At 70.3% G+C, this 23,140-nt stretch carries 22 protein-coding genes and 1 tRNA gene; 11 read left to right on the top strand and 12 right to left on the bottom strand.

Annotated features, from left to right (window positions below; all coding sequences use genetic code 11):
* The first annotated feature begins 28 nt into the window (after positions 1-28).
* Both ACO2TI_RS00110 and ACO2TI_RS00115 read left to right on the top strand, forming a co-directional pair.
* Positions 29-1,210, top strand: a complete 1,182-nt coding sequence (locus ACO2TI_RS00110) for an MFS transporter (RefSeq protein ID WP_423282129.1) — start codon at positions 29-31, stop codon at positions 1,208-1,210.
* Between the two features lie 14 nt (positions 1,211-1,224).
* A complete protein-coding gene (locus ACO2TI_RS00115) occupies positions 1,225-2,250 on the top strand; it encodes an NADP-dependent oxidoreductase (RefSeq protein WP_423281368.1) in 1,026 nt (341 codons plus the stop codon).
* Between the two features lie 104 nt (positions 2,251-2,354).
* Here the strand turns inward: ACO2TI_RS00115 and ACO2TI_RS00120 are convergent.
* From ACO2TI_RS00120 to ACO2TI_RS00130, 3 genes are all read right to left on the bottom strand, one after another.
* Positions 2,355-2,431 (bottom strand) — tRNA-Val (locus tag ACO2TI_RS00120).
* A 60-nt stretch (positions 2,432-2,491) separates the two neighbouring features.
* Positions 2,492-4,765 (bottom strand): RelA/SpoT family protein, encoded by a 2,274-nt coding sequence (locus tag ACO2TI_RS00125; RefSeq protein WP_423281369.1) that lies wholly within the window; start codon positions 4,763-4,765, stop codon positions 2,492-2,494.
* Positions 4,762-5,658 carry an alpha/beta fold hydrolase gene (locus ACO2TI_RS00130; RefSeq protein WP_423281370.1) on the bottom strand — a complete coding sequence of 299 codons (897 nt, stop codon included), beginning with the start codon at positions 5,656-5,658 and terminating at the stop codon, positions 4,762-4,764. The genes ACO2TI_RS00125 and ACO2TI_RS00130 overlap by 4 nt, the downstream gene beginning before the upstream one ends.
* Before the next feature lie 66 nt (positions 5,659-5,724).
* Between ACO2TI_RS00130 and ACO2TI_RS00135 the strand changes: the two genes are divergently transcribed.
* Positions 5,725-6,513 carry a 3-hydroxybutyrate dehydrogenase gene (locus tag ACO2TI_RS00135; RefSeq protein WP_423281371.1) on the top strand — a complete coding sequence of 263 codons (789 nt, stop codon included), beginning with the start codon at positions 5,725-5,727 and terminating at the stop codon, positions 6,511-6,513.
* Positions 6,514-6,531: 18 nt separating this feature from the next.
* Here the strand turns inward: ACO2TI_RS00135 and ACO2TI_RS00140 are convergent, their stop codons facing one another.
* Positions 6,532-7,236, bottom strand: coding sequence for an SIMPL domain-containing protein (locus ACO2TI_RS00140; RefSeq protein WP_423281372.1), 705 nt, complete (start codon positions 7,234-7,236; stop codon positions 6,532-6,534).
* Positions 7,237-7,448: 212 nt separating this feature from the next.
* On the opposite strand from ACO2TI_RS00140, the gene ompR reads away from it, so the two are divergent.
* A complete protein-coding gene (gene ompR, locus ACO2TI_RS00145; RefSeq protein WP_423281373.1) occupies positions 7,449-8,183 on the top strand; it encodes a two-component system response regulator OmpR in 735 nt (244 codons plus the stop codon).
* A gap of 172 nt (positions 8,184-8,355) precedes the next feature.
* The gene (locus tag ACO2TI_RS00150) at positions 8,356-9,723 is read left to right on the top strand and encodes an ATP-binding protein (protein ID WP_423282130.1); all 1,368 of its coding nucleotides are present in this window, start codon (positions 8,356-8,358) and stop codon (positions 9,721-9,723) included.
* A 34-nt stretch (positions 9,724-9,757) separates the two neighbouring features.
* Here the strand turns inward: ACO2TI_RS00150 and ispF are convergent, their stop codons facing one another.
* Both ispF and ispD read right to left on the bottom strand, forming a co-directional pair.
* On the bottom strand, positions 9,758-10,249 hold the full coding sequence (gene ispF / locus ACO2TI_RS00155; protein ID WP_423281375.1) for a 2-C-methyl-D-erythritol 2,4-cyclodiphosphate synthase: 492 nt from the start codon (positions 10,247-10,249) through the stop codon (positions 9,758-9,760).
* Positions 10,242-10,958, bottom strand: coding sequence for a 2-C-methyl-D-erythritol 4-phosphate cytidylyltransferase (ispD, locus tag ACO2TI_RS00160; RefSeq protein WP_423281376.1), 717 nt, complete (start codon positions 10,956-10,958; stop codon positions 10,242-10,244). The genes ispF and ispD overlap by 8 nt, the downstream gene beginning before the upstream one ends.
* 98 nt (positions 10,959-11,056) lie before the next feature.
* On the opposite strand from ispD, the gene mfd reads away from it, so the two are divergent.
* A complete protein-coding gene (gene mfd, locus ACO2TI_RS00165) occupies positions 11,057-14,521 on the top strand; it encodes a transcription-repair coupling factor (RefSeq protein ID WP_423281377.1) in 3,465 nt (1,154 codons plus the stop codon).
* Positions 14,522-14,715: 194 nt separating this feature from the next.
* Entirely contained in the window at positions 14,716-15,642 is a 927-nt protein-coding gene (locus ACO2TI_RS00170; protein ID WP_423281378.1) for a hypothetical protein, read from the top strand.
* Between the two features lie 25 nt (positions 15,643-15,667).
* On the opposite strand, the gene ACO2TI_RS00175 is transcribed toward ACO2TI_RS00170, so the two are convergent.
* Positions 15,668-17,101: a carotenoid oxygenase family protein gene (locus ACO2TI_RS00175; RefSeq protein ID WP_423281379.1), complete on the bottom strand. Its 1,434-nt coding sequence runs from the start codon at positions 17,099-17,101 to the stop codon at positions 15,668-15,670.
* An 86-nt stretch (positions 17,102-17,187) separates the two neighbouring features.
* Between ACO2TI_RS00175 and serB the strand changes: the two genes are divergently transcribed.
* Entirely contained in the window at positions 17,188-17,901 is a 714-nt protein-coding gene (gene serB, locus ACO2TI_RS00180; RefSeq protein WP_423281380.1) for a phosphoserine phosphatase SerB, read from the top strand.
* Positions 17,898-18,458: a flavin reductase family protein gene (locus tag ACO2TI_RS00185; RefSeq protein ID WP_423281381.1), complete on the top strand. Its 561-nt coding sequence runs from the start codon at positions 17,898-17,900 to the stop codon at positions 18,456-18,458. The genes serB and ACO2TI_RS00185 overlap by 4 nt, the downstream gene beginning before the upstream one ends.
* Before the next feature lie 31 nt (positions 18,459-18,489).
* Here ACO2TI_RS00185 and ACO2TI_RS00190 read toward each other — a convergent pair whose 3' ends face one another.
* On the bottom strand, positions 18,490-19,275 hold the full coding sequence (locus tag ACO2TI_RS00190; RefSeq protein WP_423281382.1) for a GlcG/HbpS family heme-binding protein: 786 nt from the start codon (positions 19,273-19,275) through the stop codon (positions 18,490-18,492).
* A 259-nt stretch (positions 19,276-19,534) separates the two neighbouring features.
* Positions 19,535-20,137, bottom strand: a complete 603-nt coding sequence (locus ACO2TI_RS00195) for a TetR/AcrR family transcriptional regulator (protein WP_423281384.1) — start codon at positions 20,135-20,137, stop codon at positions 19,535-19,537.
* Positions 20,138-20,201: 64 nt separating this feature from the next.
* Between ACO2TI_RS00195 and ACO2TI_RS00200 the strand changes: the two genes are divergently transcribed.
* Positions 20,202-20,543 (top strand): hypothetical protein, encoded by a 342-nt coding sequence (locus ACO2TI_RS00200; protein ID WP_423281385.1) that lies wholly within the window; start codon positions 20,202-20,204, stop codon positions 20,541-20,543.
* A 12-nt stretch (positions 20,544-20,555) separates the two neighbouring features.
* Here ACO2TI_RS00200 and rraA read toward each other — a convergent pair whose 3' ends face one another.
* On the bottom strand, positions 20,556-21,053 hold the full coding sequence (gene rraA, locus ACO2TI_RS00205) for a ribonuclease E activity regulator RraA (RefSeq protein WP_423281386.1): 498 nt from the start codon (positions 21,051-21,053) through the stop codon (positions 20,556-20,558).
* On the bottom strand, positions 21,053-21,541 hold the full coding sequence (locus ACO2TI_RS00210; protein ID WP_423281387.1) for an Lrp/AsnC family transcriptional regulator: 489 nt from the start codon (positions 21,539-21,541) through the stop codon (positions 21,053-21,055). The genes rraA and ACO2TI_RS00210 overlap by 1 nt, the downstream gene beginning before the upstream one ends.
* A gap of 104 nt (positions 21,542-21,645) precedes the next feature.
* Here ACO2TI_RS00210 and ACO2TI_RS00215 point away from each other — a divergent pair, with 104 nt between their 5' ends.
* Positions 21,646-22,563, top strand: coding sequence for an EamA family transporter (locus ACO2TI_RS00215; RefSeq protein WP_423281388.1), 918 nt, complete (start codon positions 21,646-21,648; stop codon positions 22,561-22,563).
* Positions 22,564-22,650: 87 nt separating this feature from the next.
* Here the strand turns inward: ACO2TI_RS00215 and ACO2TI_RS00220 are convergent, their stop codons facing one another.
* Positions 22,651-23,136 carry an META domain-containing protein gene (locus ACO2TI_RS00220; protein ID WP_423281389.1) on the bottom strand — a complete coding sequence of 162 codons (486 nt, stop codon included), beginning with the start codon at positions 23,134-23,136 and terminating at the stop codon, positions 22,651-22,653.
* Positions 23,137-23,140: the final 4 nt, after the last annotated feature.

A 23,140-nucleotide genomic window follows, 5' to 3' on the forward strand; every position in this document is an offset into this window, starting at 1 on the left:
CCCCGATTGCCTCGCTGCCCCGGACGGCTTGGCGCCCTCTTCCCTCGACGATTCGCCCACGGCGGCCCGCTGGCCCGCCATCGGTGCGCTGTCGTTGGGCGTGTTCGGCCTCGTCACGGCCGAGTTCCTGCCAGCCAGCCTGCTGACCGCCATCGCCACTGACCTTCGCGTCAGCGACGGCGCGGCCGGGCAGGCTGTCACCGCCACGGCGCTGGTCGGCGCGGTCGCGGCGCCGTCGATTCCGCTGCTCACCCGGCGCTTCGACCGCAAGCTGGTGATGCTCGCGCTGACGGTGCTGCTGGTGCTGTCGAACGCGACCGCCGCGACGGCTGCCAGCCTGAGCGCGCTGCTCGTCGCGCGGGTGATGCTGGGCGTGGCACTGGGCGGCTTCTGGTCGATGGCCGCGGCGCTGGCCATGCGGCTGGTGCCGCAGAACCTGTTCGCGCGGGCGATGTCGGTGATCCTCACCGGCGTATCGATTGCCACCGTGTGCGCCGCCCCGGTCGGCGCGTGGATGGGCGAGCTGTGGGGATGGCGCAGCGCCTTCGTCGCCGCCGGCGTGGTGAGCGTGCTCACGCTCGTGGCGCAAGCGGCCACCTTGCCGTCCCTGCCGCCGCGCGACAACCCCAGCCTGCGCATCCTCGGTGAGTTGCTGGCACGGCCCAACGTGCGTGTCGCACTGCTGGCCGTGGTGCTGGTGATCTCGGGCCACTTCGCAGGCTTCACCTACATCCGCCCGCTGATGGAACAGGTGACGAACCTGCCGGTGAGCGCCATCTCGGCCATCTTGCTCGGCTACGGCATCGGCGGCTTCTTCGGCAACTTCGCCGGCGGGGCCATCGCCGGGCGCAGCGAGCGGCACGCCATCGTGGCCGGCGGTGCGCTGATCGCGCTCCTGGCGCTGAGCCTGCTGATTGCCGGTGAGTCGGCAACGGTGACTGCCGTGGCAGTGGCGCTGTGGGGCTTTGCATTCGGCGCGTTCCCGGTCGGCTTCCAGACCTGGATCGTGCGGGCCGCACCCGACCAGGCGGAAGGCGCCGGCGGCCTGCTCGTCGCGGCCTTCCAGATCGCCATCGCCGCTGGGGCCATGGGCGGTGGGCTGCTGGTCGACCACGTCGGTGCGCTCGCAGGCCCGGGCTTCGCGCTCGCCAGCATCACGCTGGGAACCCTGCTCACGCTTCGCTGCGGCCCCCGGCCCATTCATGACTGAACCGAAGGCACGCAATGACGAACACCACCGTGAACCGGCGCATTCTCCTCGCGGCGCGGCCGAAAGGCCGCCCCGTGGCCAGTGACTTCCGACTGGACGCCCAACCCGTCCCCACACCCGCCGATGGCCAGGTGCTGCTGCGCACGTTGTGGTTGTCGCTCGACCCCTACATGCGCAACCTGATGGACGAGGTCGGCCCGGGCTACGCGCCGCCCATTGCGATCGGCGCGCCCATCGTGGGCGGCACGGTCAGCCGCGTGGCTGCATCACGGCACCCGAGCTTCCGCGAGGGCGACCTGGTGCTGGCCCAGGCGGGTTGGCAGGACTATGCGCTGTCCGATGGCAGCGACCTGCAGCCCTTGGGCGAGATGGCGCATCCTTCGCACGCCCTGGGCGGCCTGGGCATGCCGGGGTTCACCGCACACGTGGGCCTGCTCGACATCGGTCGGCCGATGCCCGGCGAAACCGTGGTCGTGGCCGCGGCCACCGGCGCGGTCGGCTCGATGGTGGGCCAGATCGCCAGACTGAAAGGCGCACGCGTCGTTGGCATCGCCGGCGGCGCCGACAAGGTCCGTCATGCCGTGGACGTGCTGGGCTTCGACGCCTGCCTGGACCGCCACGACCCGCGCCTGGCGCAGCACCTGGCCGAAGCCTGCCCTCGGGGCATCGACGTCTACTTCGAGAACGTGGGCGGCGAGGTGCTCGACGCGGTGCTGCCGTTGCTGAACATCGGCGCGCGGATCCCCGTGTGCGGCTTCATTGCGCACTACAACGACGGCGAACCGCCGGTGGGCGTAGACCTGCGGCCCCAACTGCTGGCCACCGTGCTGCAAAAGCGCGCGCACCTGCAGGGCTTCATCATCCTGGACCACTACGGCGAGCGCTTCGAGGCCTTTCGCCGCGAGATGAGCGAATGGGTGGAACGCGGCCTGGTGACACTGCGCGAAGACGTGGTCGACGGCCTCGAGAACGCGCCAGCGGCAATGCAAGGCCTGCTCGAGGGGCGCAACCTTGGCAAGGTGGTGGTACGAGTGGCCTGAACGCGGCTGCCTTGGTCAACAACCTGGGCGAACCCGCGCCCGCGGCACCCGCAATAAAAAAGCACCTGGCGTCTGCGCCAGGTGCTTTCTTCTTCTACCGAATTTGGTAGGCGCGATTGGACTCGAACCAACGACCCCCACCATGTCAAGGTGGTGCTCTAACCAGCTGAGCTACGCGCCTGTTGAGCCCGCAACTATAGCAGATGTTTTCGAGCCGTCTTCATGCGGCGCGCGAAGCAGCTCATCGACGACGCGCGTTGCGCACGCCGCTCACCTGCTTGACGATCGCCAGCACGCTGGCAAGCCGCGCCGAATCGGCGATCTCGACCGTGAAGGTCATCCATGCCGTGCCGCGCACGCTTTGCGTGTGCACGCCCACCACGTTCATCTTCTCCTTCGCGAACACTTCGGAGATGTCGCGCAGCAGGCCGTGCCGGTCGCTGGCCTCGACGGCCACGTCGACCGGATACAGCGCGCCCTCGCCCTTGCCTGCCGCACGCGGCGTTCCCCACTCGACCGTGATCACGCGCTCGGGATGGCGCCCGGCAATCTGCCGAAAGCTCGAGCAGCTCGCGCGATGCACGGCCACGCCCTTGCCGCGCGTGACATAGCCGGCGATCGCGTCGGGCGGCGCCGGCTTGCAGCAGCGCGCCAACGAGGTCAGCAGCGAATCGACACCCACCACCAGCACGCCGCCCTTGCCGCGCGCCGCTTCGCTGGGTCCGCGCTGAAGCTTCTGAACGAGCAGCTCGTCGGCATCGAGCGCCGGCCCCGCGGGGCGCAGCAGCTGCTCGATGGGCTTGAGCGAATACTCGTCCTTGCCCACCACCTCGAACAGCGCGTCGGCGCTGCGAAAGCCCAGCTGCGCGGCCAACTCGTCAAGCTTGATCGCCGTCTTGCCCTCGCGCTGCAGCAGCTTCTCGACCGCCTCGCGACCGCGCGCAATGGTCTGCTGCTGAGCCAGCGCATTGAACCAGGCGCGCACCTTGGCCTTGGAGCGCGGGCTCTTCAGATAGCCGAGCTCGGCGTTGAGCCAGTCGAGCGAAGGACCGCCCTCCTTGATCGACGTGATCTCGACCGTCTGACCGCTCTTCAAGGGCGTGTTGAGCGGCACCATCGCGCCGTCGACACGCGCGCCGCGGCAGCGGTGGCCCAAGTCGGTGTGCAGCACGTAGGCGAAGTCGATCGGCGTCGCGCCGGCCGGCAGCTCGATCACCGCGGCCTGCGGCGTGAACACGTAGATGCGATCGTCGAACAGGCCCTGCCCGAGCCCGCCCGCGCCGCCCTCGGGCTCGGCGAGCTCGCGCTCCCAGGCCAGCAGCTGGCGCAGCACGGCCTTGCGCGCCTCGGCCACGCGTGCGTCGAAGTCGCCCGCGGCGCTGACGCCCGCATAGCCCTTGGCGCCCGCCTCCTTGTAGGCCCAGTGCGCCGCGACGCCGCTTTCGGCGTGCTCGTGCATCGCGCGGGTGCGGATCTGGATCTCGATCGGGCGTTCGTGCTCGTCGAGCACCACGGTGTGCAGCGACTGGTAGCCGTTGGGCTTGGGCTTGGCGATGTAGTCGTCGAACTCCTCCGGCAACGCCCGCCACAGCTCGTGCGCGCGCGACAGCGCGGCGTAGCAGTCGGGCACGCTGTCGACGATGACGCGCAGCGCCCGCACGTCGAGCACGCGCTGGAAGTCGAGCTGCTTGCCGCGCATCTTCTTCCATATGCTGTAGAGGTGCTTGGGCCGCCCCTGCACCTCGGCGCGCAGGCCGGCCTGCCTCAGCGCCTCGGCCAGCCGCTGGCGAGCGGTCTCGACCACGCGCTCGCGCTCGATGCGCTTTTCGTCGAGCAAGCCGGCGATGCGCTTGTACTGCTCGGGTTCGAGGAAGCGGAACGCCAGGTCCTCGATCTCCCACTTGATCGCCCAGATGCCCAGCCGGTTGGCCAGCGGCGCGAACACCTGCATCGACTCCTGCGCCAGGACGCGCGGACACGGCGTCTTGGTCGCCGCGTAGAAGCGCAGCGTCTGCAGGCGCGAGGCCAGGCGCAGCAGCACGACGCGCAGGTCGCGCGAGAACGCGAGCAGCATCTTGCGCACGCGCTCGATCTGCTCGGCCTGCTGGGCGGCGTCCACCGGCGAGTCGGCCAGCGCGCCGCGCGCGCTGCGCTGGATCTGCACCAGCTTGCGCGTGTGCTCGACCAGGCCCGCGTAGCCGGCGCCGAAGGCCTTGCCGATCACGTCCTCGGGCCGCGTGAGGTAGTCGCCGGCGTAGACCAGGTAGGCCGCCGCGCGCAGCGAGGGCGCGGCGCCGATCGCAGCGAGGATCGCCGCCACGCCGTCGGCATGCGCGAGCGCGTCCTCGCCGGTGTCGAAGCGCTCGCCCTCGAGCATGGGCTGCGCGAAGGCGCGCGCCTTGGCGATCACGCCCTGCTCGGCCGCCGGCTCGCCGGCTTCGACGCCGCCGGCCACCCAGACGATCGGCGCCGTCTCGTCGACGCCGCCGGTGCCGCTCCAGCCGCCGGTCTTCATGGGCTTGCGCGGCGCAGGAAAGCGCCGACCAGCGCGACCTGGTCATCGGCGATCAGCGTCGGCGCATGGCCGATGCCGGGCAGTTCCACCAGCTCGGCACGCGGGCCGCGCTGCGTCATCGCCTGCGCGGTCTCGTGCGAGAGCAGGTCGGATTCGGCGCCGCGGATCAGCAGCGTCGGGCAGGTGAGCGCGTCATAGCGCGCCCAAAGCTGTGCCTCGCCGGCCGCGGCGACCGGCGGCGTGACGAGCCGAAAAGGCACGGCAATGCCCGGGTCGTAGTGCAGGCCGAAGGCTTCGCCGTCGATGCGCACCAGTTGCGGCTCGCTGAAGCGCAGCCACTGTTCGTCGGTGTGCGGGCCGAAGCTTTGCGAGATGCCACGCAGGTGGGCCGCGCCCTCTTCCACCGACGCAAAGCGCACCGGCTGGCCGAGGTAGCTGCCGATGCGCGCCAACGCGTCGGCGCGGATCGACGGACCCACGTCGTTGAGCACCAGGCGGCGCACCGGCGAGCGCCCGCGCACGTCGCGCAGACTCGCAACGCCCAGGCCGATCAGCCCGCCCATCGAGGTGCCGACCCAGTCGACCTCGTCGGCACCCAGTCGCGCCAGCAGCGTGACCATGTCAGCCACGTAGGTCGGCAAGGCATAGCCCATCGGGTCGCGCAGGCGATCCGAACGGCCGCGGCCGACCACGTCGGGGCAGACCACGCGCCATTCGGCGCTCAGTGCGCGCGCCAGCGTGTCGAAGTCGCGGCCCTGGCGCGCCAGGCCGTGCACGCACACCAGCACGCGCGGATTGGCGGCGTCGCCCCATTCCCAGTAGGCCATGCGGTGCAGGCCGCTGGCGTCTAGGCAGTTCACGTGGTTCAGGCGCGGTTCGGCGTGGGTGCTCATGGGCTTGGGATCCTCATCTGATAATCATCCTAACCAAGCCCCATCAAACGCAGACGCGGAGGTCTTATGAGCTTTCTGAAGGGCAAGACGGCGCTCGTCACCGGTTCCACCAGCGGCATCGGCCTGGGCGTCGCGCTCACGCTGGCGCGCCAGGGCGCCAGCGTGGTGCTCAACGGCTTCGGCGATGCCGAAGGCCCCAAGTCCGAAGTGGCCGCGGCCGGCCGCGCGCACGGCGCCAAGGTCGGTTACCACGGCGCCGACATGAGCAAGCCCGCCGAGATCGAGGCGATGATGGCCTACGCAGCCGCCGAGTTCGGCGGCGTCGACGTGCTGGTCAACAACGCCGGCATCCAGCATGTGGCCAACGTCGAAGACTTTCCCGCCGCCAAGTGGGACGCGATCATCGCGATCAACCTCAGCTCGGCGTTCCACACCACGCGCCTGGCGATCCCGTCGATGCGCGCCAAGGGCTGGGGCCGCATCATCAACATCGCGTCGACGCACGGCCTCGTCGCCTCGGCCGGCAAGAGCGCCTACGTGGCGGCCAAGCACGGCATCGTCGGCTTCACCAAGGCCGTCGCGCTCGAAACCGCGACCACCGGCATCACCGTCAACGCCATCTGTCCGGGCTGGGTGCTGACCCCGCTGGTGCAAAAGCAGATCGACGACCGCGCCACGCGCGACGGCATTCCCGTCGCGCAGGCCGAGAAGGACCTGCTCGGCGAGAAGCAGCCCTCGCTGCAGTTCACGACGCCCGAGCAGCTCGGCGAGCTCGCCGTCTTTCTGTGCTCGGACGCCGCGAAGAACGTGAAGGGCCAGGCCTGGGCGATGGACGGCGGCTGGACCGCCCAATGACGAGTGCCCGCCCGGGCGCTATTTCGTCAGCACGACGCTGCCGCTGACCGTCGAGGTCAGCGTGCCGCGGCCGGCCTCCACCGGCACCGGTGCCGAGGACATCGCCGCGGCCTCGGCATTCATGCGGTACATCGGCCGCGGCGGCATCCCCTGTTCCGCCGACTGCACGTTCACCTCGCGCAGCGTGTAGCCGGCAAAGCCGAACTGCTTGGCGAGTTCCGCGGCCTTGGCGCGGAACTTCTGGATCGCCTGCGCGGTGACCTCGGTGTCGTGCTTCTCGGTCAGCTCGCGCGAGAGCGACTGGCTCACGTTGACCACGTTCATGCCGGTCAGCTTGCCGGCGGTCTGCGCGACGCGGGGCAGGTCTTTGCCTTCGAGCACGAGCTCGGCCGAGCCCTGCCAGCCGTTGATCTTGCCGTCGCGGCCATAGCGAGGGTTGAGCGAGAAGTTGCCGGTGCGCACCTCCATCTGGCCCGGCGCGGCGGATTTCTTCGCCTCGGCCAGCGCGCTGTCGAGCGCCTGCTTGAGCCCGGCCTGCACGGTGGCGGCGTCGGTGCCGTCGCGCACCGCCTGCAGCGTCACGGTCAGCAGGTCCTTGGTGACCTCGAGGTTGGCGCTGGCGCTGAAGCTGACCACGTTGTCGATGCGCGCCGGTTCGGCCTGCGCGCCGTGCATGGCCGCGGCGAGCGCGATGGCAGCGAGCATCAGTCGTCTTGTCGTCATGGAGTTCCCTTTGCGTTGAAGTGGGCGTAGCTTCGCGAGCGCGGCATCGTAGCGAAGCCTGTCTCCAACGATGGGTGGAGGCCGCGTGCCGACTGCGCGCTTTCCCTCATCCGCTTCGGGCGCAAGAGATGTAACAACGGGTCAGGGCGGCGGATTCGCCGTGGTGTCATGCGTAACATCCCCCGCTGTTACAAATTCGATGGAGCTCTCAGATGAACGCTGAAGCCAAGACGCGCGCGGATCGCATCGTGGTGGTCGACGACGACGCCCGCATCCGTGACCTGCTGCGCCGCTATCTGACGCAGGAAGGCTTCGAGGTCCTGCTGGCCGAGGACGCGAAGGCGCTCAACCGCGTGCTGACGCGCGAGACCATCGACCTGATCGTGCTCGACCTGATGCTGCCCGGCGAAGACGGCCTGTCGATCTGCCGCCGCCTGCGCGCGGCCAACGACGCGACGCCGATCATCATGCTGACCGCCAAGGTCGAGGATGTCGATCGCATCGTCGGCCTCGAGGTCGGCGCCGACGACTACCTGCCCAAGCCCTTCAATCCCCGCGAGCTGCTGGCGCGCATCCACGCCGTGCTGCGCCGCCGCCCGGCGCCGGAAGCCCCGGGCGCGCCGGCGCGCGAAGCCCAGACCGTGACCTTCGGTCCGTTCGAGTTCGACCTCGCGCTGCGCCGGCTGACCAAGGACGGCGAGCAGATCGCGCTGACGACCGGCGAGTTCTCGATGCTCAAGGCCTTGGTGCGCCACCCGCGCCAGCCGCTGTCGCGCGACAAGCTCGCGCAGCTGGCGCGCGGCCGCGAGTTCGAGCCCTTCGACCGCAGCCTGGACGTGCAGATCTCGCGCCTGCGCAAGATGATCGAACCGGATCCGGCCCAGCCGCGCTACATCCAGACGGTCTGGGGCGTCGGCTACGTGTTCGTGCCGGACGGCAACAGCTGATCCCGGCCGCATCGAGCGCCTGATGGACGACTCCGTCACCCGGCCCAGCACGCGGCCCGACGGCACGCGGCCGGCTGGAAGGTCGGGTTCGCGCGCCGGCGCCTCGACCATGTCGGCCGAGGCCGCCGCGGCCGCACGCCGCTCGCAGCGCCGCGCTGCGCTGCACGGCGCGATGGCCAGCGACGGCTGGATCGACCCGCGCCGCAACCGCTCTGCGCGCAGCCCGTTTGCGCTGAGCCTGTTCTGGCGCACCTTCATCCTGCTGGCGCTGCTGCTGGGCGGCGGCATCTTCGCGTGGCTGCAGACCTTTCGCGCGATGGAGTTCGAGCCGCGCACCGTGCAGGCGGCCCAGCAGATCGCCAGCCTGGTGAACCTCTCGCGCACCGCGCTGCGCTATGCCGACGCGATCAACCGCGTGACCGTGGTCAAGGCCATGACCGACCAGGAGTCGGTGCGCATCCTGCCGCGCGAGCCGGGCGACAAGTACGAGCCCTATGAAGTCGACCGCTTCACCCGCGCGATCGGCGCCGAGCTGCGTTCGCGCCTCGGCCCCGAGACGGTGGTCGCCAACAGTGTCAACGGCGCCTCGGGGCTGTGGGTCGGCTTCAACATCGAGAACGACCCGTACTGGATGCAGGCCGACCCGCAGCGCCTGCAGCCGGTGGCCGGCAAGACCTACTTCGTCTGGATGGCGATCGCGCTGATCGCCACCCTGCTCGGCTCGGCGGCGATCGCCGGCCTGATCAACCGGCCGCTCAAGCAGCTCTCCTTCGCCGCCAGCCGCATCCGCGACGGCGAGTTCGATTCACGTCTGGACGAACACACCGCCACGCGCGAGATCCGCGAGGTCAACATGGGCTTCAACCGCATGGCGCGCGAGCTCGCCAAGGTGGAGGAAGACCGCGCGGTGATGCTCGCCGGCATCAGCCACGACCTGCGCACGCCGCTGGCGCGCCTGCGCCTCGAGGCGGAGATGAGCGTCGACGACGACGAAGCCAAGCGCAACATGGCCGCCGACATCGACCAGCTCGACGCCATCATCGACAAGTTCATGGACTACGCCCGCCCGGGCGAGGTCAAGCTCGTTCCGGTGCACCTGTCGGGCGTCGTCGACCGCGAGATCGCGGCCTTCCGCGACACCAGCCAGATCCGCATCGAAAGCCGCGTCGCGATCGACACCAAGGTGATGGCCGACGAGATCGAGCTCGGCCGCGTGCTCGCCAACCTGTTCGAGAACGCCCGCCGCTACGGCCGCAGCACCGACACCGGCATCGCGCGCGTGCTGATCTCCTACGCGCGCACCGGCCCCTGGGTGATCCTCAGCGTGCGCGACCACGGCCAGGGCGTCGCGCCCGAGAAGCTCAAGCAGTTGACGACGCCGTTCTTCCGCGGCGACGCCGCGCGCACCGCCGCCACCGGCGCGGGCCTGGGCCTGGCGATCGTCGAGAAGGCGGTGCAGCGCATGGGCGGCAGCTTCGAGGTGGCCAATGCGCCGGATGGCGGTTTGGTGGCGCACATCCGGCTCAAGAAGGCGCCTTGAACCAGGCTCCCTCTCCCTCGGGGCGAGGGAGCTTTCAGCTCTTCACCAGCAGCGCCACCGCCCGCGTCTCGATCGCCCGTCCCTCGCCCACCGGCCCCATCTTCTCGGCCGTCTTGGCCTTGACGTTGACGCGCTCGGTGTCGACGCCCAGCGCCTGCGCGGTGCGCGCGCGCATGGCCTCGATGTGAGGCGCCATCTTGGGCGCCTGCGCGACGATGGTGCTGTCGACGTTGACGATCTCCCAGCCGGCCGCGCGCACGCGCCGCGCGGCCTCGGCGAGCAGCACATGCGAATCGGCGCCCTTGAAGGCCGCGTCGGTGTCCGGGAAGTGGCGGCCAATGTCGCCCAGCCCCGCCGCGCCGAGGATGGCGTCGGTGATCGCATGCAGCAGCGCGTCGGCATCCGAATGCCCGAGCAGGCCGTGCGTGTGGGGGATCGTCACGCCGCCCAGCACCAGCGGACGGCCGGCCACCAGCTGGTGCGTGTCCCAGCCCTCGCCGATGCGCAGTACGGGCAGGTCAGCCATGAGGCAGGGTCCTCGATGAAAGCAGCTGCTCGGCCAGCGCGAAATCCTCCGGCCAGGTCAGCTTGAAGTTGGTCAGATCGCCACGCACCAGGCGCGGCGCGTGGCCCAGCGCCTCGATCGCGCTGGATTCGTCGGTGACCGCGTCGCCCGCGTGCGCCAATGCAGCGCGCAGCAGGCCGAGGCGAAACATCTGCGGTGTCTGCGCGGCCCACTTGCCGTGGCGCTCGACGGTCTGTGCGACGCGCCCGTCGCGCTCGGCCTTGAGCGTGTCCGCCACCGGCAGCGCGAGCAGGCCGCCGATCTCGTCGTCGCCGCAGGCATCGATCAGGCGCTCGATCAGCGCCGGCGTCACCAGGCAACGCGCCGCGTCGTGCACCAGCACCCAGTCGTGCGGCGCGAAGCCGCGCTCGACCAGCTCGTCGAGCCCGTTGGCCACCGTCTCGGCGCGCGTCGCGCCGCCGCGCCGCGCCGCCCAGCCCGCAAAGCCCGGCACCTTCGACTCGAAGGTCTCGTCGTCGCTCGCCAGCACAACCAGCGTCGCCTCGATGCGCGGCACGGCGGCCAGCGCGGCCAGCGTGTGCGCCACGACGGCGCGTCCGGCCACCGGGTGGTACTGCTTGGGCCCCCCGACGCCGGCGCGCGCGCCGACACCCGCGCAGGGCACGAGCGCGACGCAGCGCGGGCGAAAGTCCGGTGAAGCGATCAGCATGGGACGCGGATTCTAGAATTCGCTCTCGCGCGCCCCGCCCCGATCTCGCGGCGGGGCGATCTGCTTTTGTCGCGCGCCCTCCACGCTCTCGCCTCCCCATGCAGCTGCCTGCCCTCGCCCCCGGCAAACGCTTCACGCTGCCGCGCCCGATCGGGTCGGCCGACGCCGCCTTGCTGGCATCGTTCGCACAGGCGAACGCGGCGCAACGGCAGCTCACCGCGATCGTCACGGCCGAGCCGGCCGACGCGCAGCGGCTGCAGGAGGAGCTGGCCTTCTTTGCGCCGGGCCTGCGCATCGCGCAGTTCCCCGACTGGGAGACCCTGCCCTACGACAACTTCTCGCCGCACCAGGACCTGATCTCCGAGCGGCTGGCCACGCTTTGGCGCATCCTGCAGACGCGCCGCACGCACGATCTCGACGTCGTGCTGGTGCCCGCGACGACGGCCCTGCTGCGCGTCGCGCCGCCGAGCTTCCTGGCCGCCTACACCTTCGAGTTCAAGCAGAAGCAGAAGCTCGACGAGGCCGCGCTCAAGGCCCAGCTCACGCTGGCCGGCTACCAGCACGTGAGCCAGGTCGTCTCGCCCGGCGAGTACGCGGTGCGCGGCGGCCTGATCGACCTGTTCCCGATGGGTTCGTCAGTGCCCTACCGCGTCGACCTGTTCGACGACGAGGTCGACTCGATCCGCACCTTCGACCCCGACAGCCAGCGCAGCCTCTACCCGGTGCCCGAGGTGCGCCTGCTGCCGGGGCGCGAGTTTCCGCTCGACGAGGCCGCGCGCACGGCGTTCCGCAAGCGCTGGCGCGAGAGGCTCGAGGGCGATCCGACCAAGAGCCGGCTCTACAAGGACATGGCCGCCGGCGTCGCCGGCCCCGGCATCGAGTACTACCTGCCGCTGTTCTTCGACGAGACGGCGACGCTGTTCGATTACTTCGGGCCCGACGCGCGCCTGGCGCTGCACGGCGAGGTCGACGAGTCGCTCAAGCGCTTCTGGACCGACACGCGCGAGCGCCACCGCTTCCTGCAGCACGACCCGGAGCGGCCCATCCTGCCGCCCGACGCGCTGTACCTCACGCCCGAGGCCTTCTTCACGCGCTGCAACGAGCACGCGCAGCTCGCGGTGCGTGGCGGCGAGCCGGTGGAGTGGGCGCGGCCGCTGCCGGACCTGTCGGTCGAGCGCGGCACGCCCGATCCGCTGCGCAAGCTCGAGCAGCATCTCGAACGCACCGTGCGCAGCGCCGAGAACGACACCCGCGTGCTGCTGCTGGCCGAAAGCCCGGGCCGGCGCGAGAGCCTGCTCGAGCTGCTGCGCGACCACAAGCTCGAGCCGCCGGCGGTCGACTCGCTCGAAGCCTTCCTCGCCAGCGATCACCGCTACGCGATCAGCGTCGCGCCGCTGGCCGCCGGCTTCTTCTGGACCGAGCGCGGCGTGCAGCTCGTCACCGAGACCGAGCTGTTCGATGCCGCGCCGACCCAGCGCCGCCGCAAGCGCCAGGAGCAGACCAGCGACGTCGACGCGCTGATCAAGGACCTGTCCGAGCTCAAGGTCGGCGACCCGGTCGTGCATGCCAACCACGGCATCGGCCGCTATGTCGGCCTGGTCAACCTCGACCTCGGCAACGGCGCCTCCGAGTTTCTGCACCTCGAATACGCCGACAAGGCCACGCTCTACGTGCCGGTTGCGCAGCTGCACCTGATCAGCCGCTACACCGGCGTCTCGGCCGACGAGGCGCCACTGCACAAGCTCGGCTCGGGCCAGTGGGAAAAGGCCAGGCGCAAGGCGGCCGAGCAGGTGCGCGACACCGCCGCCGAGCTGCTCAATCTCTACGCGCGCCGCGCCGCGCGCGAGGGTTATGCCTTCCGCTTCTCGCCGCAGGACTACGAGGCCTTCGCGGCCAGCTTCGGCTTCGAGGAAACGCCCGACCAGCACGCGGCCATCCACGCGGTGATTCAGGACATGGTGAGCCCCAAGCCGATGGACCGCCTGGTGTGCGGCGATGTCGGCTTCGGCAAGACCGAGGTCGCGCTGCGCGCGGCCTTCGTCGCGGTCACCGGCGGCAAGCAGGTCGCGCTGCTCGCGCCGACCACGCTGCTGGCCGAGCAGCACTACCAGAACATCGCGGATCGCTTCGCGAAGTGGCCGGTCAAGGTCGCCGAGATGTCGCGCTTTCGCTCGGCCAAGGAGATCAAGACCGCGATGGACGGCCTGGCCGACGGCACGATCGACATCGTCGTCGGCACGCACAAGCTGCTCAGCAAGGACACCAAGTTCAAGAACCTGGGCCTGCTCATCATCGACGAGGAGCACCGCTTCGGCGTGCGCCACAAGGAGGCGATGAAGGCGCTGCGCGCGGAAGTGGACGTGCTCACGCTGACCGCGACGCCGATCCCGCGCACGCTGGGCATGGCGCTCGAAGGGCTGCGCGACCTGAGCGTGATCGCCACCGCGCCGCAGCGCCGGCTGGCGATCAAGACCTTCGTGCGCAACGAATCGAGCGGCACGATCCGCGAGGCGGTGCTGCGCGAGCTCAAGCGCGGCGGCCAGGTCTACTTCCTGCACAACGAGGTCGAGACGATCGAGAACCGGCGCCAGAAGCTCGAGGAGCTGCTGCCCGAGGCGCGCATCGCGGTCGCGCACGGCCAGATGCCCGAGCGGCAGCTCGAGCACGTGATGCGCGACTTCGTCGCCCAGCGCCACAACGTGCTGCTGTGCTCGACGATCATCGAGACCGGCATCGACGTGCCGAGCGCCAACACCATCGTGATCTCGCGCGCCGACAAGTTCGGCCTCGCGCAGCTGCACCAGCTGCGCGGACGCGTTGGCCGCTCGCACCACCAAGCCTATGCCTACCTGATGGTGCCCGACGTCGAAGGCCTCACCAAGCAGGCCGCGCAGCGCCTGCAGGCCATTCAGGAGATGGAGGAGCTGGGCAGCGGCTTCTACCTCGCGATGCACGACCTGGAGATCCGCGGCGCCGGCGAGGTGCTGGGCGAGAACCAGAGCGGCAACATGATGGAAGTCGGCTTCCAGCTCTACAACGAGATGCTGTCGCAGGCGGTGCGTGACCTCAAGGCCGGCCGCGAGCCCGACCTGCTCAATCCCGTCAACGCCGCGACCGAGATCAACCTGCACGCGCCGGCCCTGCTGCCTGATGCCTACTGCGGCGACGTGCACGTGCGCCTGTCGCTCTACAAGCGCCTGGCCAGCACCGAGCGCATGGACAAGATCGACGCGATGCTCGAGGAGATCGTCGACCGCTTCGGCAAGCTGCCGGCGCAGGCGCAGACGCTGTTCGACGTGCACCGCCTGCGCGTGCAGGCCCGCCCCTACGGCGTGGTCAAGATCGACGCCAGCCCGCAGCTGATGAACATCACGTTCAAGCCCAACCCGCCGATCGATCCGCTGCGCATCATCGAGCTGGTGCAGAAGAACCGCCAGATCAAGCTGGCCGGCAACGAGAAGCTGCGCATCGACCGCGCGCTGCCCGATCCCAAGGATCGCGCGCAGTTCGTGCGCGACCTGCTGCGCTCGCTGGGCACGCCGCAGGCTTCCGAGCCGGCGTGACGGCGCCGCGCGATCTGGCGCGGGGCACCTTGTTTGAAGGGAGCGCCTCGGCCAGGCCTGCCTAGACTTGTTGCAGATCCGCGATGAACGGGTGCAGGGGGCGCGTCTTCGCGGCCGCACGGCCGCAGAAAGGCAGGTCAGCGATGGCTTCCGACCTCACCTCGCGGCGTGGGCTCTCATCGCGGCCGCCCCGCATGACAGGCCGCTCGGCCTGGCCCTGGTTCGTGGCCCTGCTCCTCGCCGCATCGCCGGGCGCTCGTGCGGCCGGGGCCTGTACGAGCAGCGCCCAGGCCACACTGAAGGCATGCGGCTTCGCGGCGGCGGACGACTTCTGGATTGCCCAGGCCCAATGCGACCACCTGCGCAGCGCCTCCGACGCCGCGACCTGCCGCGAGGAAGCGAAGTCCGGCCTCAAGGAGGCCCATGACGAGTGCCGCGAACAGCACGACGCGCGGCTCGAGGCGTGCCAGGCCCTCGGCGAGGCTGCCTACGATCCGGTGATCGACCCGGCACGCTTCGTCGATCCGGCGTCGATCGGCGGGTCGATCGCGCCCAACCCCTTCATGCCCCTGGTGCGCGGGCGCATGTGGCGCTACGCAGGCGGCGGCGAGTCGATCGAAGTGACGGTCACGAACGAGGTCAAGACCATCCTGGGCGTGCGTTGCGCGGTCGTGCGCGACACCGTGCGCGAAGACGGCGAGGTCATCGAGGACACCGAGGACTGGTTCGCCCAGGACATCCACGGCAATGTCTGGTACTTCGGCGAGATTTCGCGCGAGTTCGAGGACGGCGAGCTGATCAGCCTCGAAGGCTCATGGAAGGCCGGCGTCGACGGCGCCAAGCCGGGCATCGTGATGAAGGCGCAGCCGATGGTCGGCGTGACCTACCGCCAGGAGTTCGCGATCGGCTCGGCCGAGGATTTGGCCAAGGTAGTCAGCGTGACGGGATCGGCCCAGACGCCGGCGACGCGCTGCGTCAACAACTGCCTCGTCACGCGCGAGTCCACGCCTCTTTCGCCCGGCGACGCGGAGTTCAAGTACTACGCGCCCGGGATCGGCCTCATCCTCGAGGTCAATGCGCAAACGGACGAGCGAGTCAGGCTCGTCGAGTTCTCTCACTGAGCGGCACAGGCGCGCGAAGCAGACTTCAGCCGTCCCAGGCGGCATGGAAGCCGAACGGCACCACCTGCGGCGCATGCAGCATCGCCAGCGGCTCCAGGCTGTGCGCGTCGAGCACCGCGACGACGCTGGCGACGTCGGTGTCGGCCAGCGTCGGTACCAGCAGTACGCCGTCGTCGTGCGCCGTGGCGCCGGGGCGCGGCACGAGCAGCGGCTCGAGCTGCACCGCGTGGGCGCGGCGCCATTCGCGGCGCTCGCCGCTGTCGAGGTCGATGCGCACCGTGCGGTCGAAGAACGGCGAGCCCGGGTCCATGCCGGCTGCGAATGCCACCGCGGCACGCCCGGCGCCCACGCGCAGCGGATGCACTTGCGGCAGCTCGATGCCCTCGCCGATCACCTCGCGCTCCGCCTCGCCGCGACCGCGCGACATCCGGTAGCGAACCAGCCGCGGCAGCGGCAGCGGCCGGCCGGCGCGGCGCTCGGCCAATCGCAGGCCGGAAAAGATCTGCGGCGTCTCGAACTCGCAGAGCTCGAGCACGAGGTCGTCGCCGTCGGCGTAGGCCTGCACCGCGTGGAAGCACATCATCGGCGGGATCGCCCAGCTGCGCACCGTGCCGTCGGACAGCGAGATCGCGTGCAGCATCGAGCCCGCGGCCGGCTCCCAGCGGAAGTTGTCGCTGTAGGCGCGCGAGCTGAAGCGCATCGACAAGGGCTGCACGCGCAGCGCGGTTTCCCAGACGATGGCGTGGCCCTCGGCCATCGCGAAGGCGTGCGTGTAGCCGGCCTTCGCGACGCGGATGCGCGCCCTGACCTCGGCGGCACGCCCGCCCGGCGCGACGCGAAACAGCTTCAGGTCGCACCGGGGCCCCAGCGTGATGCCCACGTTCCACCAGCTGCCGTCGCGCGCGGCGATGCCGTGCGCCGACATCAGGTGCAGGTGCTCGGGGGTGTCGACCAGGTCGATGCGTTCCAGCGTCGCGAGCGAATCGGGATCGAACACCGTCAGGAACGGCGTCTCGGTCACGCTGATCCAGCGTGCGCCGGCGCCCGAACCGAGCCGCGACATCACGACCGCCGGGTTGTCGGTCGCCTGCACGCCCTTGATGCGCGCCAGCAGCGGCGCCGGGTTGCGGCTGCCGAATTCGCCGTAGGCCGGGCTGCCGCTGCGCATCGTGCGGTTGTAGGCATCGCTCTGGGCGAAGCGGCTGCGGTAGCGCACGCCGTCGTCGCCGAGGTGCAGCCGGTGCCACATGCCCAGGCCGTCGAACCAGTGATCGAAGTGTCCGCCGGGCAGCTCCCACAGCGCCGGGCCGTTGAGCAGCAGGCGCCCGCGCAGCCAGTCGGGCAGATGCCCTTCCACTTCCACGGCGGCGTCATCGATCTCGCGCGCGCCGGATTCGAAACCGCGCAGGCGGCTGAGCCGAGCGTGCGTCTCCCATGCGGGGTGAAGAACGGCTGCCATCGCACCCTCCAGAAAGCGGTGGGACAGGGCGCGCACTCTACGCCTGGGCGCTGCCGTGCGCGAGCCCCCGCGATAATCGGTCGCTCATGACCACGACCGCCCTCTTCGCCCCCGGCCTCGTCCTTCGAGGCATCGCAGCGCCGCTGCGCCTGGCCGACTTCAAGCTGATCGCGTTCGACATGGATTCGACGCTGATCAACATCGAATGCGTCGACGAGATCGCCGATGCCGTCGGGCTCAAGGCCGAGGTGGCCGCGATCACCGAGGCCACGATGCGCGGCGAGATCGCCGACTTCAAGGAAAGCCTGCGCCAGCGCGTCGCACTGCTCAAGGGCGTGCCGGTGTCGGCGCTGCATGAGGTCTACGAGCGGCGCCTGCAACTGAACCCCGGCGCCGAGACCCTGGTGCGCGCCTGCCAGGCCGCGGGCTTGAAGATCCTGCTGGTCTCCGGCGGCTTCACCTTCTTCACCGAACGGCTGCGCGAGCGGCTGAGCCTCGACTTCACGCGCAGCAACGTGCTGGGCACCGAAGGCGGCTACCTGACCGGCCGCCTGGTCGACCAGCCCTGGGGCGACATCTGCGACGGTGCCGAGAAACGCCGCATGCTGCTGCAGACCTGCGCGACGCTGGGCATCGCGCCGACGCAGGCGATCGCCGTGGGCGACGGCGCCAACGACCTGCCGATGATGGGCGCGGCCGGCCTCTCGGTGGCCTATCACGCCAAGCCGGCGGTGCGCGAGAAGGCCATGGTCTCGATCGAGCAAGGCGGCCTCGACCGCCTGCTGGAGATCCTGCGGTGACGCGCCGGCCGGTCGAGCTGCCCAAGGCCTACCGGCTGCTGAACCACGGCCCGACCGTGCTGGTGAGCGCGGCGCACGGCGGACGCTGCAACGTGATGGCCGCGGCCTGGAACATGCCTTTGGATTTCTCGCCGCCCAAGGTGGCGGTGGTGCTCGACAAGGCGACGTTCACGCGCGGCCTGGTCGAAGCCTCGGGGCACTTCGTGCTGAGCGTGCCCTGCCGCGCCCAGGTCGAGTTGGTCACCGCCATCGGCAACCGCAGCGGCCATGAGGTCGACAAGCTCGCGACGCTGGACGGCCTGCGCTTCGAGCAGGTGCCCGGCGCCGACGCGCCGCTGATCGGCGGCTGCGTCGCCTGGCTGGCCTGCCGGCTGCTGCCCGAGCCGCACGTCCAGCAGGCCTACGACCTGTTCCTCGGCGAGGTCACGGCAGCGTGGGCCGACGAGCGCGTGCACTCGAACGGCCGCTGGCACTTCGAGGGCCACGACGGGCTGCGAACCCTGCACCACGTGGCGGGCGGCCACTACCTCGTGGCCGGCGACGCCATCGGCAGCTAGCAACCGCAGCCCGCCGTGCGCTGCGGCTGCCTCAGTGGTTGGCCGCCGGCAGCGAGCCCGGGGCCGTGGTGTTGTTCAGGCACACCGGATGGCCGAAGCCGCCCGCGCTGACGCCGCCGGTGATGTCGAACACGATGTTGTCGGGCCGCGCCGCGTCGCCGCTGACGCCGGCCACGCCGAGCAGGTTGTCGAGCGAGAGTCCGGCGCGCAGGCGCCAGGCGATCATGTGATCGGCACACGAGGTGTCGCCGCTCACGCCGACCGCGCCGACGACCTTGTGGTCCGCGCTGTACAAGGCGAGTCCGCCGCCGAACACGTTCACACCGCCGATCTTCTTGCCGACCATGAAGTCGTTGGCCTGCCCGTTGTTCGAAGGATTGCCGCCGTAGGCGACTTCGGTGTTGACGGGGTTGCTGTGCTGCAGGCCGTAGAGGCTGCCGCCCGGCTGGACCGCCGAGTAGAGATTGGCGGTCGACAGTGCCAGGCCGTTGGCGAACGCACCGCCGCCGGGAATGGGACCGTTGAGGCTGAAGGCGTTGGCGGTGTTCGCCTTCTGCGCCGAGATCACGCGGCTGCCCGGCCACTGAGACGCGCGGTTGGCGCCGGAGAACGCCACGGCGCAGACCGTGCCGTCGCGGTCGACGATCGTGGCCCACATCTGGAAGTTGAGGCCTGAGCTCTCGGCTGCGACAGCGTTGGTCAACGCACTCTTCAGCGTGCTCCAGCTCGGCAGCGCGCCGCAGTCGGCGCAGGCCGCGACGGCGCTCAAGGTCAAGGCCGCCCCGACGGCCAGTTGTTGGAATGCCTTGTTGGACATGGTCTTTCCTCGGCGAAGGCTTGTTCCGGACAAATGAATCGACACCGCGGCCGGCTCGGACGAGATCCGGAGCGCGTCTGGACGGCGATGAACGGCGGCGTCGCGTCGCCTGCGCGCAGTCGCGAAAGGCCGCGGCGCAAGGTGGAGGAAGCCTGGTTGCCGGCCGCGGCAGCGTTGCCCTCAGATTAGGGAGCGGTCGTGCCGCTCGTCCAGATCGCGCACGTCATCCGATCGCGGGCCGCACGCGTCGGCGCGAGGCTCAGCCGGCTGCGCCGCGCGAGGCCTCTCGGTCCGCCAGTTCGCCAAGCCACTGGCCCGCCTCAATGAACGACCGGCTCGAATGCTCGGCGCGCCCCAGGATGCCGGCGCCTTCAATCGCGGTCAGCATCAGGCCGGCGAACGATCGCGCGCGGCGCCGGTCCTCGAAGCCGATCCCGCCAGCCAGCAGCTCGATCCACGCCGAGAAGGCAGTGGCGATCACCTCGCGCACGGTCTCGAGATCAGGGCCGAGATCGAGGCAGACGGCGCCGGCCGCGCAGCTCTGGCGGAACTCGCCGTCCTCGAGGCGCTGCGCAAACAGCCTGAACACCGAACGGACCTTGCCGCCGGGCGTTCGGCCGCCTCGCAGGCCCTGCTCGAACACGGCCAGCAGGCGCTGCGAATACTCGGCCAGCGCCTCGCGCGCGAGCTGCGTCTTGCCCTGCGGAAAGAAGTGGTAGACGGAGCCCTTCGGTGCGCCGCTGGCCTTCACGATCTCATTGATGCCCGCTGCCGACAGCCCGCCGTGGCGCATGAGCAGGATCGCCGCATCGATCATGCGCGCGCGCGAGTCAATACCTTTGGAGGAAATCGGGTCTGCCATGGTTTGAAGAACTCAGTAGACCAGTCTATATATTACGCCACGAACACGGCAACCGGAGGACACCATGAAAAGGCAATGGATCCTGGCCGTCCTGAGCTGCGTGGCCATGCACGGTGCGGCCCTGGCGACGTCGTCGCAGCCGATGCACATGCCGGTCGCCGAACTCAAGCGCGTCTACCTTCACTGCGACAGGCTGTCCGCGCGTTCCGTGCTGGACCGCGGCTCGGCGGAGTTCTGCTCGCTCGTCGCGGAACAGCTGCGCCTGCGCGGCTTCGACGGCAGCTTCGAGCGGCTGATCGCCTGGTGGCAGATCGCTCGCCATGTCAGCACCGAGGTTCCGACGGCGCAAGTCGGACCCATCCCGGGCCGCCCAGGACGCGGCGCCGCGTCGGCCGACGCCCCCTGAGCGGGTAACGGCTCAGGCGGCGCAGCGGTCCATCACGACGACGCCGTCCTCGTCGGCATAAAGCCACTCGCCCGGGCGCACCGGCACGCCTTGCACGAGCACCGCCACGTCGCGTTGGCCCTCGTTGCGCTTGTCGGTCGGCAGCGGCATCAGGCCCAGCGCCTTGATGCCGACCGCGCTGGCGGCGAGCTCGGCGCTGTCGCGCACGCAGCCGTTGACGACGATGCCGGCCCAGCCGTTCTTCGCCGCGGCGGCGGCCAGGTTGCCGCCAACCAGCGCGCGACGCAGCGAGCCGCCGCCGTCGACCACCAGCACACGGCCCTGGCCCGGCTCGTCGAGCGCAGCCTTGACCAGCGAGTTGTCCTCGAAGCACTTGACGGTGCTGACCGGCCCGCCGAAGCGCACGCGGCCGCCGTAGCTGTGAAAGCCCGGCGGCAGCACGCGAAAGGCGCCGGAGGTGTCGGCCTTGTGCTCGTCGCACAGGTCGCAGGTCGAGAGCTCGGTGGCCATCAGGCGTTCTCCACTTTGCGGGTCGGCGGCTTCACGTCCTCGCGCCGCGCCGGCAGCATCGGCTGGTGCTCGCGCACGGCGTTGAGGATGATCGCGGTCGAGGTCTCGGTGACGATGCAGAACTTGCTGACCACGGCATCGAGGTGCGCCACGTCGATCACCGCGATCTCGAGGATCCAGCTGTCCTCGCCGGTCACGTTGTAGGCATTGATGACCTCGGGCGTGTGCTGGACCAGCTTGACCATGCGTGCATAGTCGGCGCGCCCGACGCGCACCATCGCGCGGATGCCGAAGCCCAGCGCGGCGAGGTTGACCGTGGCCCGGTAGCCGGTGATCACGCCGGCGGCCTCGAGCTTGCGCACGCGCTCGGTCACGGCCGGCGGGCTCAGGTGCACGCGGCGGCCGAGCTCGGCCATGCTGATGCGCGCGTCGGCCTGCAGCTCGGCGAGGATGCGCGCGTCGTAGCCGTCCAGGGTTTCGGTGGTCATGTCGAAAGCGTAGCAGCCAAAAGTCCTTCGAATCAACGGACTCTCCCGCCATTTTTCGAACGGTTCCTCTCGATCATCGACCTCTCGCCTTCTACGATTTCGCCATGTCCGCCGCCGTCATCCCGCTCTCGCGCCCTTCGTTTTCGCCACTGGTGATCGCCTGCCTGGCCGCCACCTGGCTGGTCTGGGGCTCCACCTACCTCGCGATCAAGTTCGCGCTGGTCAGCTTTCCGCCGTTCTTCCAGATGGGCTCGCGCTTCGTCGTCGCCGGCGTGCTGCTGGCCGCGTGGATGCGCTGGGTCAGGCGTGCGCCGTGGCCGAGCGCGAAGCAGTGGCGTCATGCCCTGCTGGTCGGCACGCTGATGCTGGGCGGCGGCATGGGCGGCACCGCCTACGCCGAGGTCACGGTCGGCTCGGGCCTGGTGGTGGCCTTCATTGCGATCGTGCCGGTGATGATGGCGCTGGGCCTGGTGTTCTGGCGCGAGCTGCCGACGCGGCTCGAAGCGCTGGGCATCGCGGTCGGTCTGGCCGGCGTGCTGATGCTGACGCAAGGCGCGGGCTTCCAGTCGTCGCCGGCCGGGCTGGTCGCGATCGCCACCGCCTGCATCACCTGGACGGTCGGCAGCCTGCTGTCGCAGCGCGTGACGCCGCTCGCGCCGGGCGCGATGGGCTTTGCCAGCGAGATGATCTGCGGCGGCGTCGTGCTGCTCGCGCTGGCCGGCCTGGACGGCGAGCTGCCCACGGTCGTCGCGAACTGGCCGCCCGAGCCGAGCGCCGTCGCCGCATGGCTGTACCTCGTGGTTGCCGGCTCGCTGATCGCGTTCAACGCCTACATGCTGCTGCTCGCGCATGCGACGCCCGCCTTGGCATCGAGCTACTGCTACGTGAACCCGGTGATCGCGATGCTGCTGGGCGTCACGCTCGGCGGCGAGGTGGTCACCGGCGCCGAATGGGGCGCGGCGGCGGTGGTGCTGGCGGGCGTGGTGCTGTTGATGCTGGGGCGGCGCCCCAACCAAGGCTAAGGTGCCGGCCGGCCGCCGGGTCGCCCCAAGGCCGGCCAGCCCCCTTGGGGGGCAGCGCCAGCGGCGCAGCCGCAAGCGTGGGGGTCGTCAGTAGCGCGAGGCGGGCGTCGGCGTCGCCGGCTTCGACGCGGTGCGTTCGGCCTTGGTCGCGCGCACGAGCAAGGCGCCGTCCTTGCCGCGCAGTTCCAGCTTGTCGTCGACCACCGCGGCGCTGCCGACCTTGCCCAGCGCCGCGACAAGCCGGCTCTCCTGCTCTCCCAGCGGCCCGTCGCAGGCGCGCTTGGTCATCGCCATGCCCTCGCCGAACGTGAGCGAAGCGCCCTGCTGCGCGTAGCGGCCCACGCCCTGGTTGCAGCTCAGGTTGCCGCTGACGCGGCCGTCGGCGCCAAAGCTCAGGCGCGCGGGGCTGTCGGGCACGACCGGCTGGTCGCCAATCCGCTCGACGATCCAGTCGCCGGTGATCGCGGGCGTGGCGCCGTCGGATGCGGTGGGCATCATCGACGCGGTGTTGCAGGCGGCCAGCGCCGGCATCGCGAAAGCCAGCGCCAGCGCGCGAAATATCGAAGATTGCATCGCG

The sequence above is a fragment of the Caldimonas sp. KR1-144 genome, assembly GCF_049446155.1.
Taxonomy (GTDB): Bacteria; Pseudomonadota; Gammaproteobacteria; order Burkholderiales; family Burkholderiaceae_C; genus Rivibacter.

What these genes read in the sequence shown, in the direction of transcription:
- ACO2TI_RS00115 (WP_423281368.1), top strand. Translation starts at nt 1,225, where the DNA reads ATGACGAACACCACCGTGAACCGGCGCATTCTCCTCGCGGCGCGGCCG.
- ACO2TI_RS00125 (WP_423281369.1), bottom strand. Translation starts at nt 4,765, where the DNA reads ATGAAGACCGGCGGCTGGAGCGGCACCGGCGGCGTCGACGAGACGGCG.
- ACO2TI_RS00130 (WP_423281370.1), bottom strand. Translation starts at nt 5,658, where the DNA reads ATGAGCACCCACGCCGAACCGCGCCTGAACCACGTGAACTGCCTAGAC.
- ACO2TI_RS00135 (WP_423281371.1), top strand. Translation starts at nt 5,725, where the DNA reads ATGAGCTTTCTGAAGGGCAAGACGGCGCTCGTCACCGGTTCCACCAGC.
- ACO2TI_RS00140 (WP_423281372.1), bottom strand. Translation starts at nt 7,236, where the DNA reads ATGACGACAAGACGACTGATGCTCGCTGCCATCGCGCTCGCCGCGGCC.
- ompR (WP_423281373.1), top strand. Translation starts at nt 7,449, where the DNA reads ATGAACGCTGAAGCCAAGACGCGCGCGGATCGCATCGTGGTGGTCGAC.
- ACO2TI_RS00150 (WP_423282130.1), top strand. Translation starts at nt 8,356, where the DNA reads ATGGCCAGCGACGGCTGGATCGACCCGCGCCGCAACCGCTCTGCGCGC.
- ispF (WP_423281375.1), bottom strand. Translation starts at nt 10,249, where the DNA reads ATGGCTGACCTGCCCGTACTGCGCATCGGCGAGGGCTGGGACACGCAC.
- ispD (WP_423281376.1), bottom strand. Translation starts at nt 10,958, where the DNA reads ATGCTGATCGCTTCACCGGACTTTCGCCCGCGCTGCGTCGCGCTCGTG.
- mfd (WP_423281377.1), top strand. Translation starts at nt 11,057, where the DNA reads ATGCAGCTGCCTGCCCTCGCCCCCGGCAAACGCTTCACGCTGCCGCGC.
- ACO2TI_RS00170 (WP_423281378.1), top strand. Translation starts at nt 14,716, where the DNA reads ATGACAGGCCGCTCGGCCTGGCCCTGGTTCGTGGCCCTGCTCCTCGCC.
- ACO2TI_RS00175 (WP_423281379.1), bottom strand. Translation starts at nt 17,101, where the DNA reads ATGGCAGCCGTTCTTCACCCCGCATGGGAGACGCACGCTCGGCTCAGC.
- serB (WP_423281380.1), top strand. Translation starts at nt 17,188, where the DNA reads ATGACCACGACCGCCCTCTTCGCCCCCGGCCTCGTCCTTCGAGGCATC.
- ACO2TI_RS00190 (WP_423281382.1), bottom strand. Translation starts at nt 19,275, where the DNA reads ATGTCCAACAAGGCATTCCAACAACTGGCCGTCGGGGCGGCCTTGACC.
- ACO2TI_RS00195 (WP_423281384.1), bottom strand. Translation starts at nt 20,137, where the DNA reads ATGGCAGACCCGATTTCCTCCAAAGGTATTGACTCGCGCGCGCGCATG.
- ACO2TI_RS00200 (WP_423281385.1), top strand. Translation starts at nt 20,202, where the DNA reads ATGAAAAGGCAATGGATCCTGGCCGTCCTGAGCTGCGTGGCCATGCAC.
- rraA (WP_423281386.1), bottom strand. Translation starts at nt 21,053, where the DNA reads ATGGCCACCGAGCTCTCGACCTGCGACCTGTGCGACGAGCACAAGGCC.
- ACO2TI_RS00210 (WP_423281387.1), bottom strand. Translation starts at nt 21,541, where the DNA reads ATGACCACCGAAACCCTGGACGGCTACGACGCGCGCATCCTCGCCGAG.
- ACO2TI_RS00215 (WP_423281388.1), top strand. Translation starts at nt 21,646, where the DNA reads ATGTCCGCCGCCGTCATCCCGCTCTCGCGCCCTTCGTTTTCGCCACTG.
- ACO2TI_RS00220 (WP_423281389.1), bottom strand. Translation starts at nt 23,136, where the DNA reads ATGCAATCTTCGATATTTCGCGCGCTGGCGCTGGCTTTCGCGATGCCG.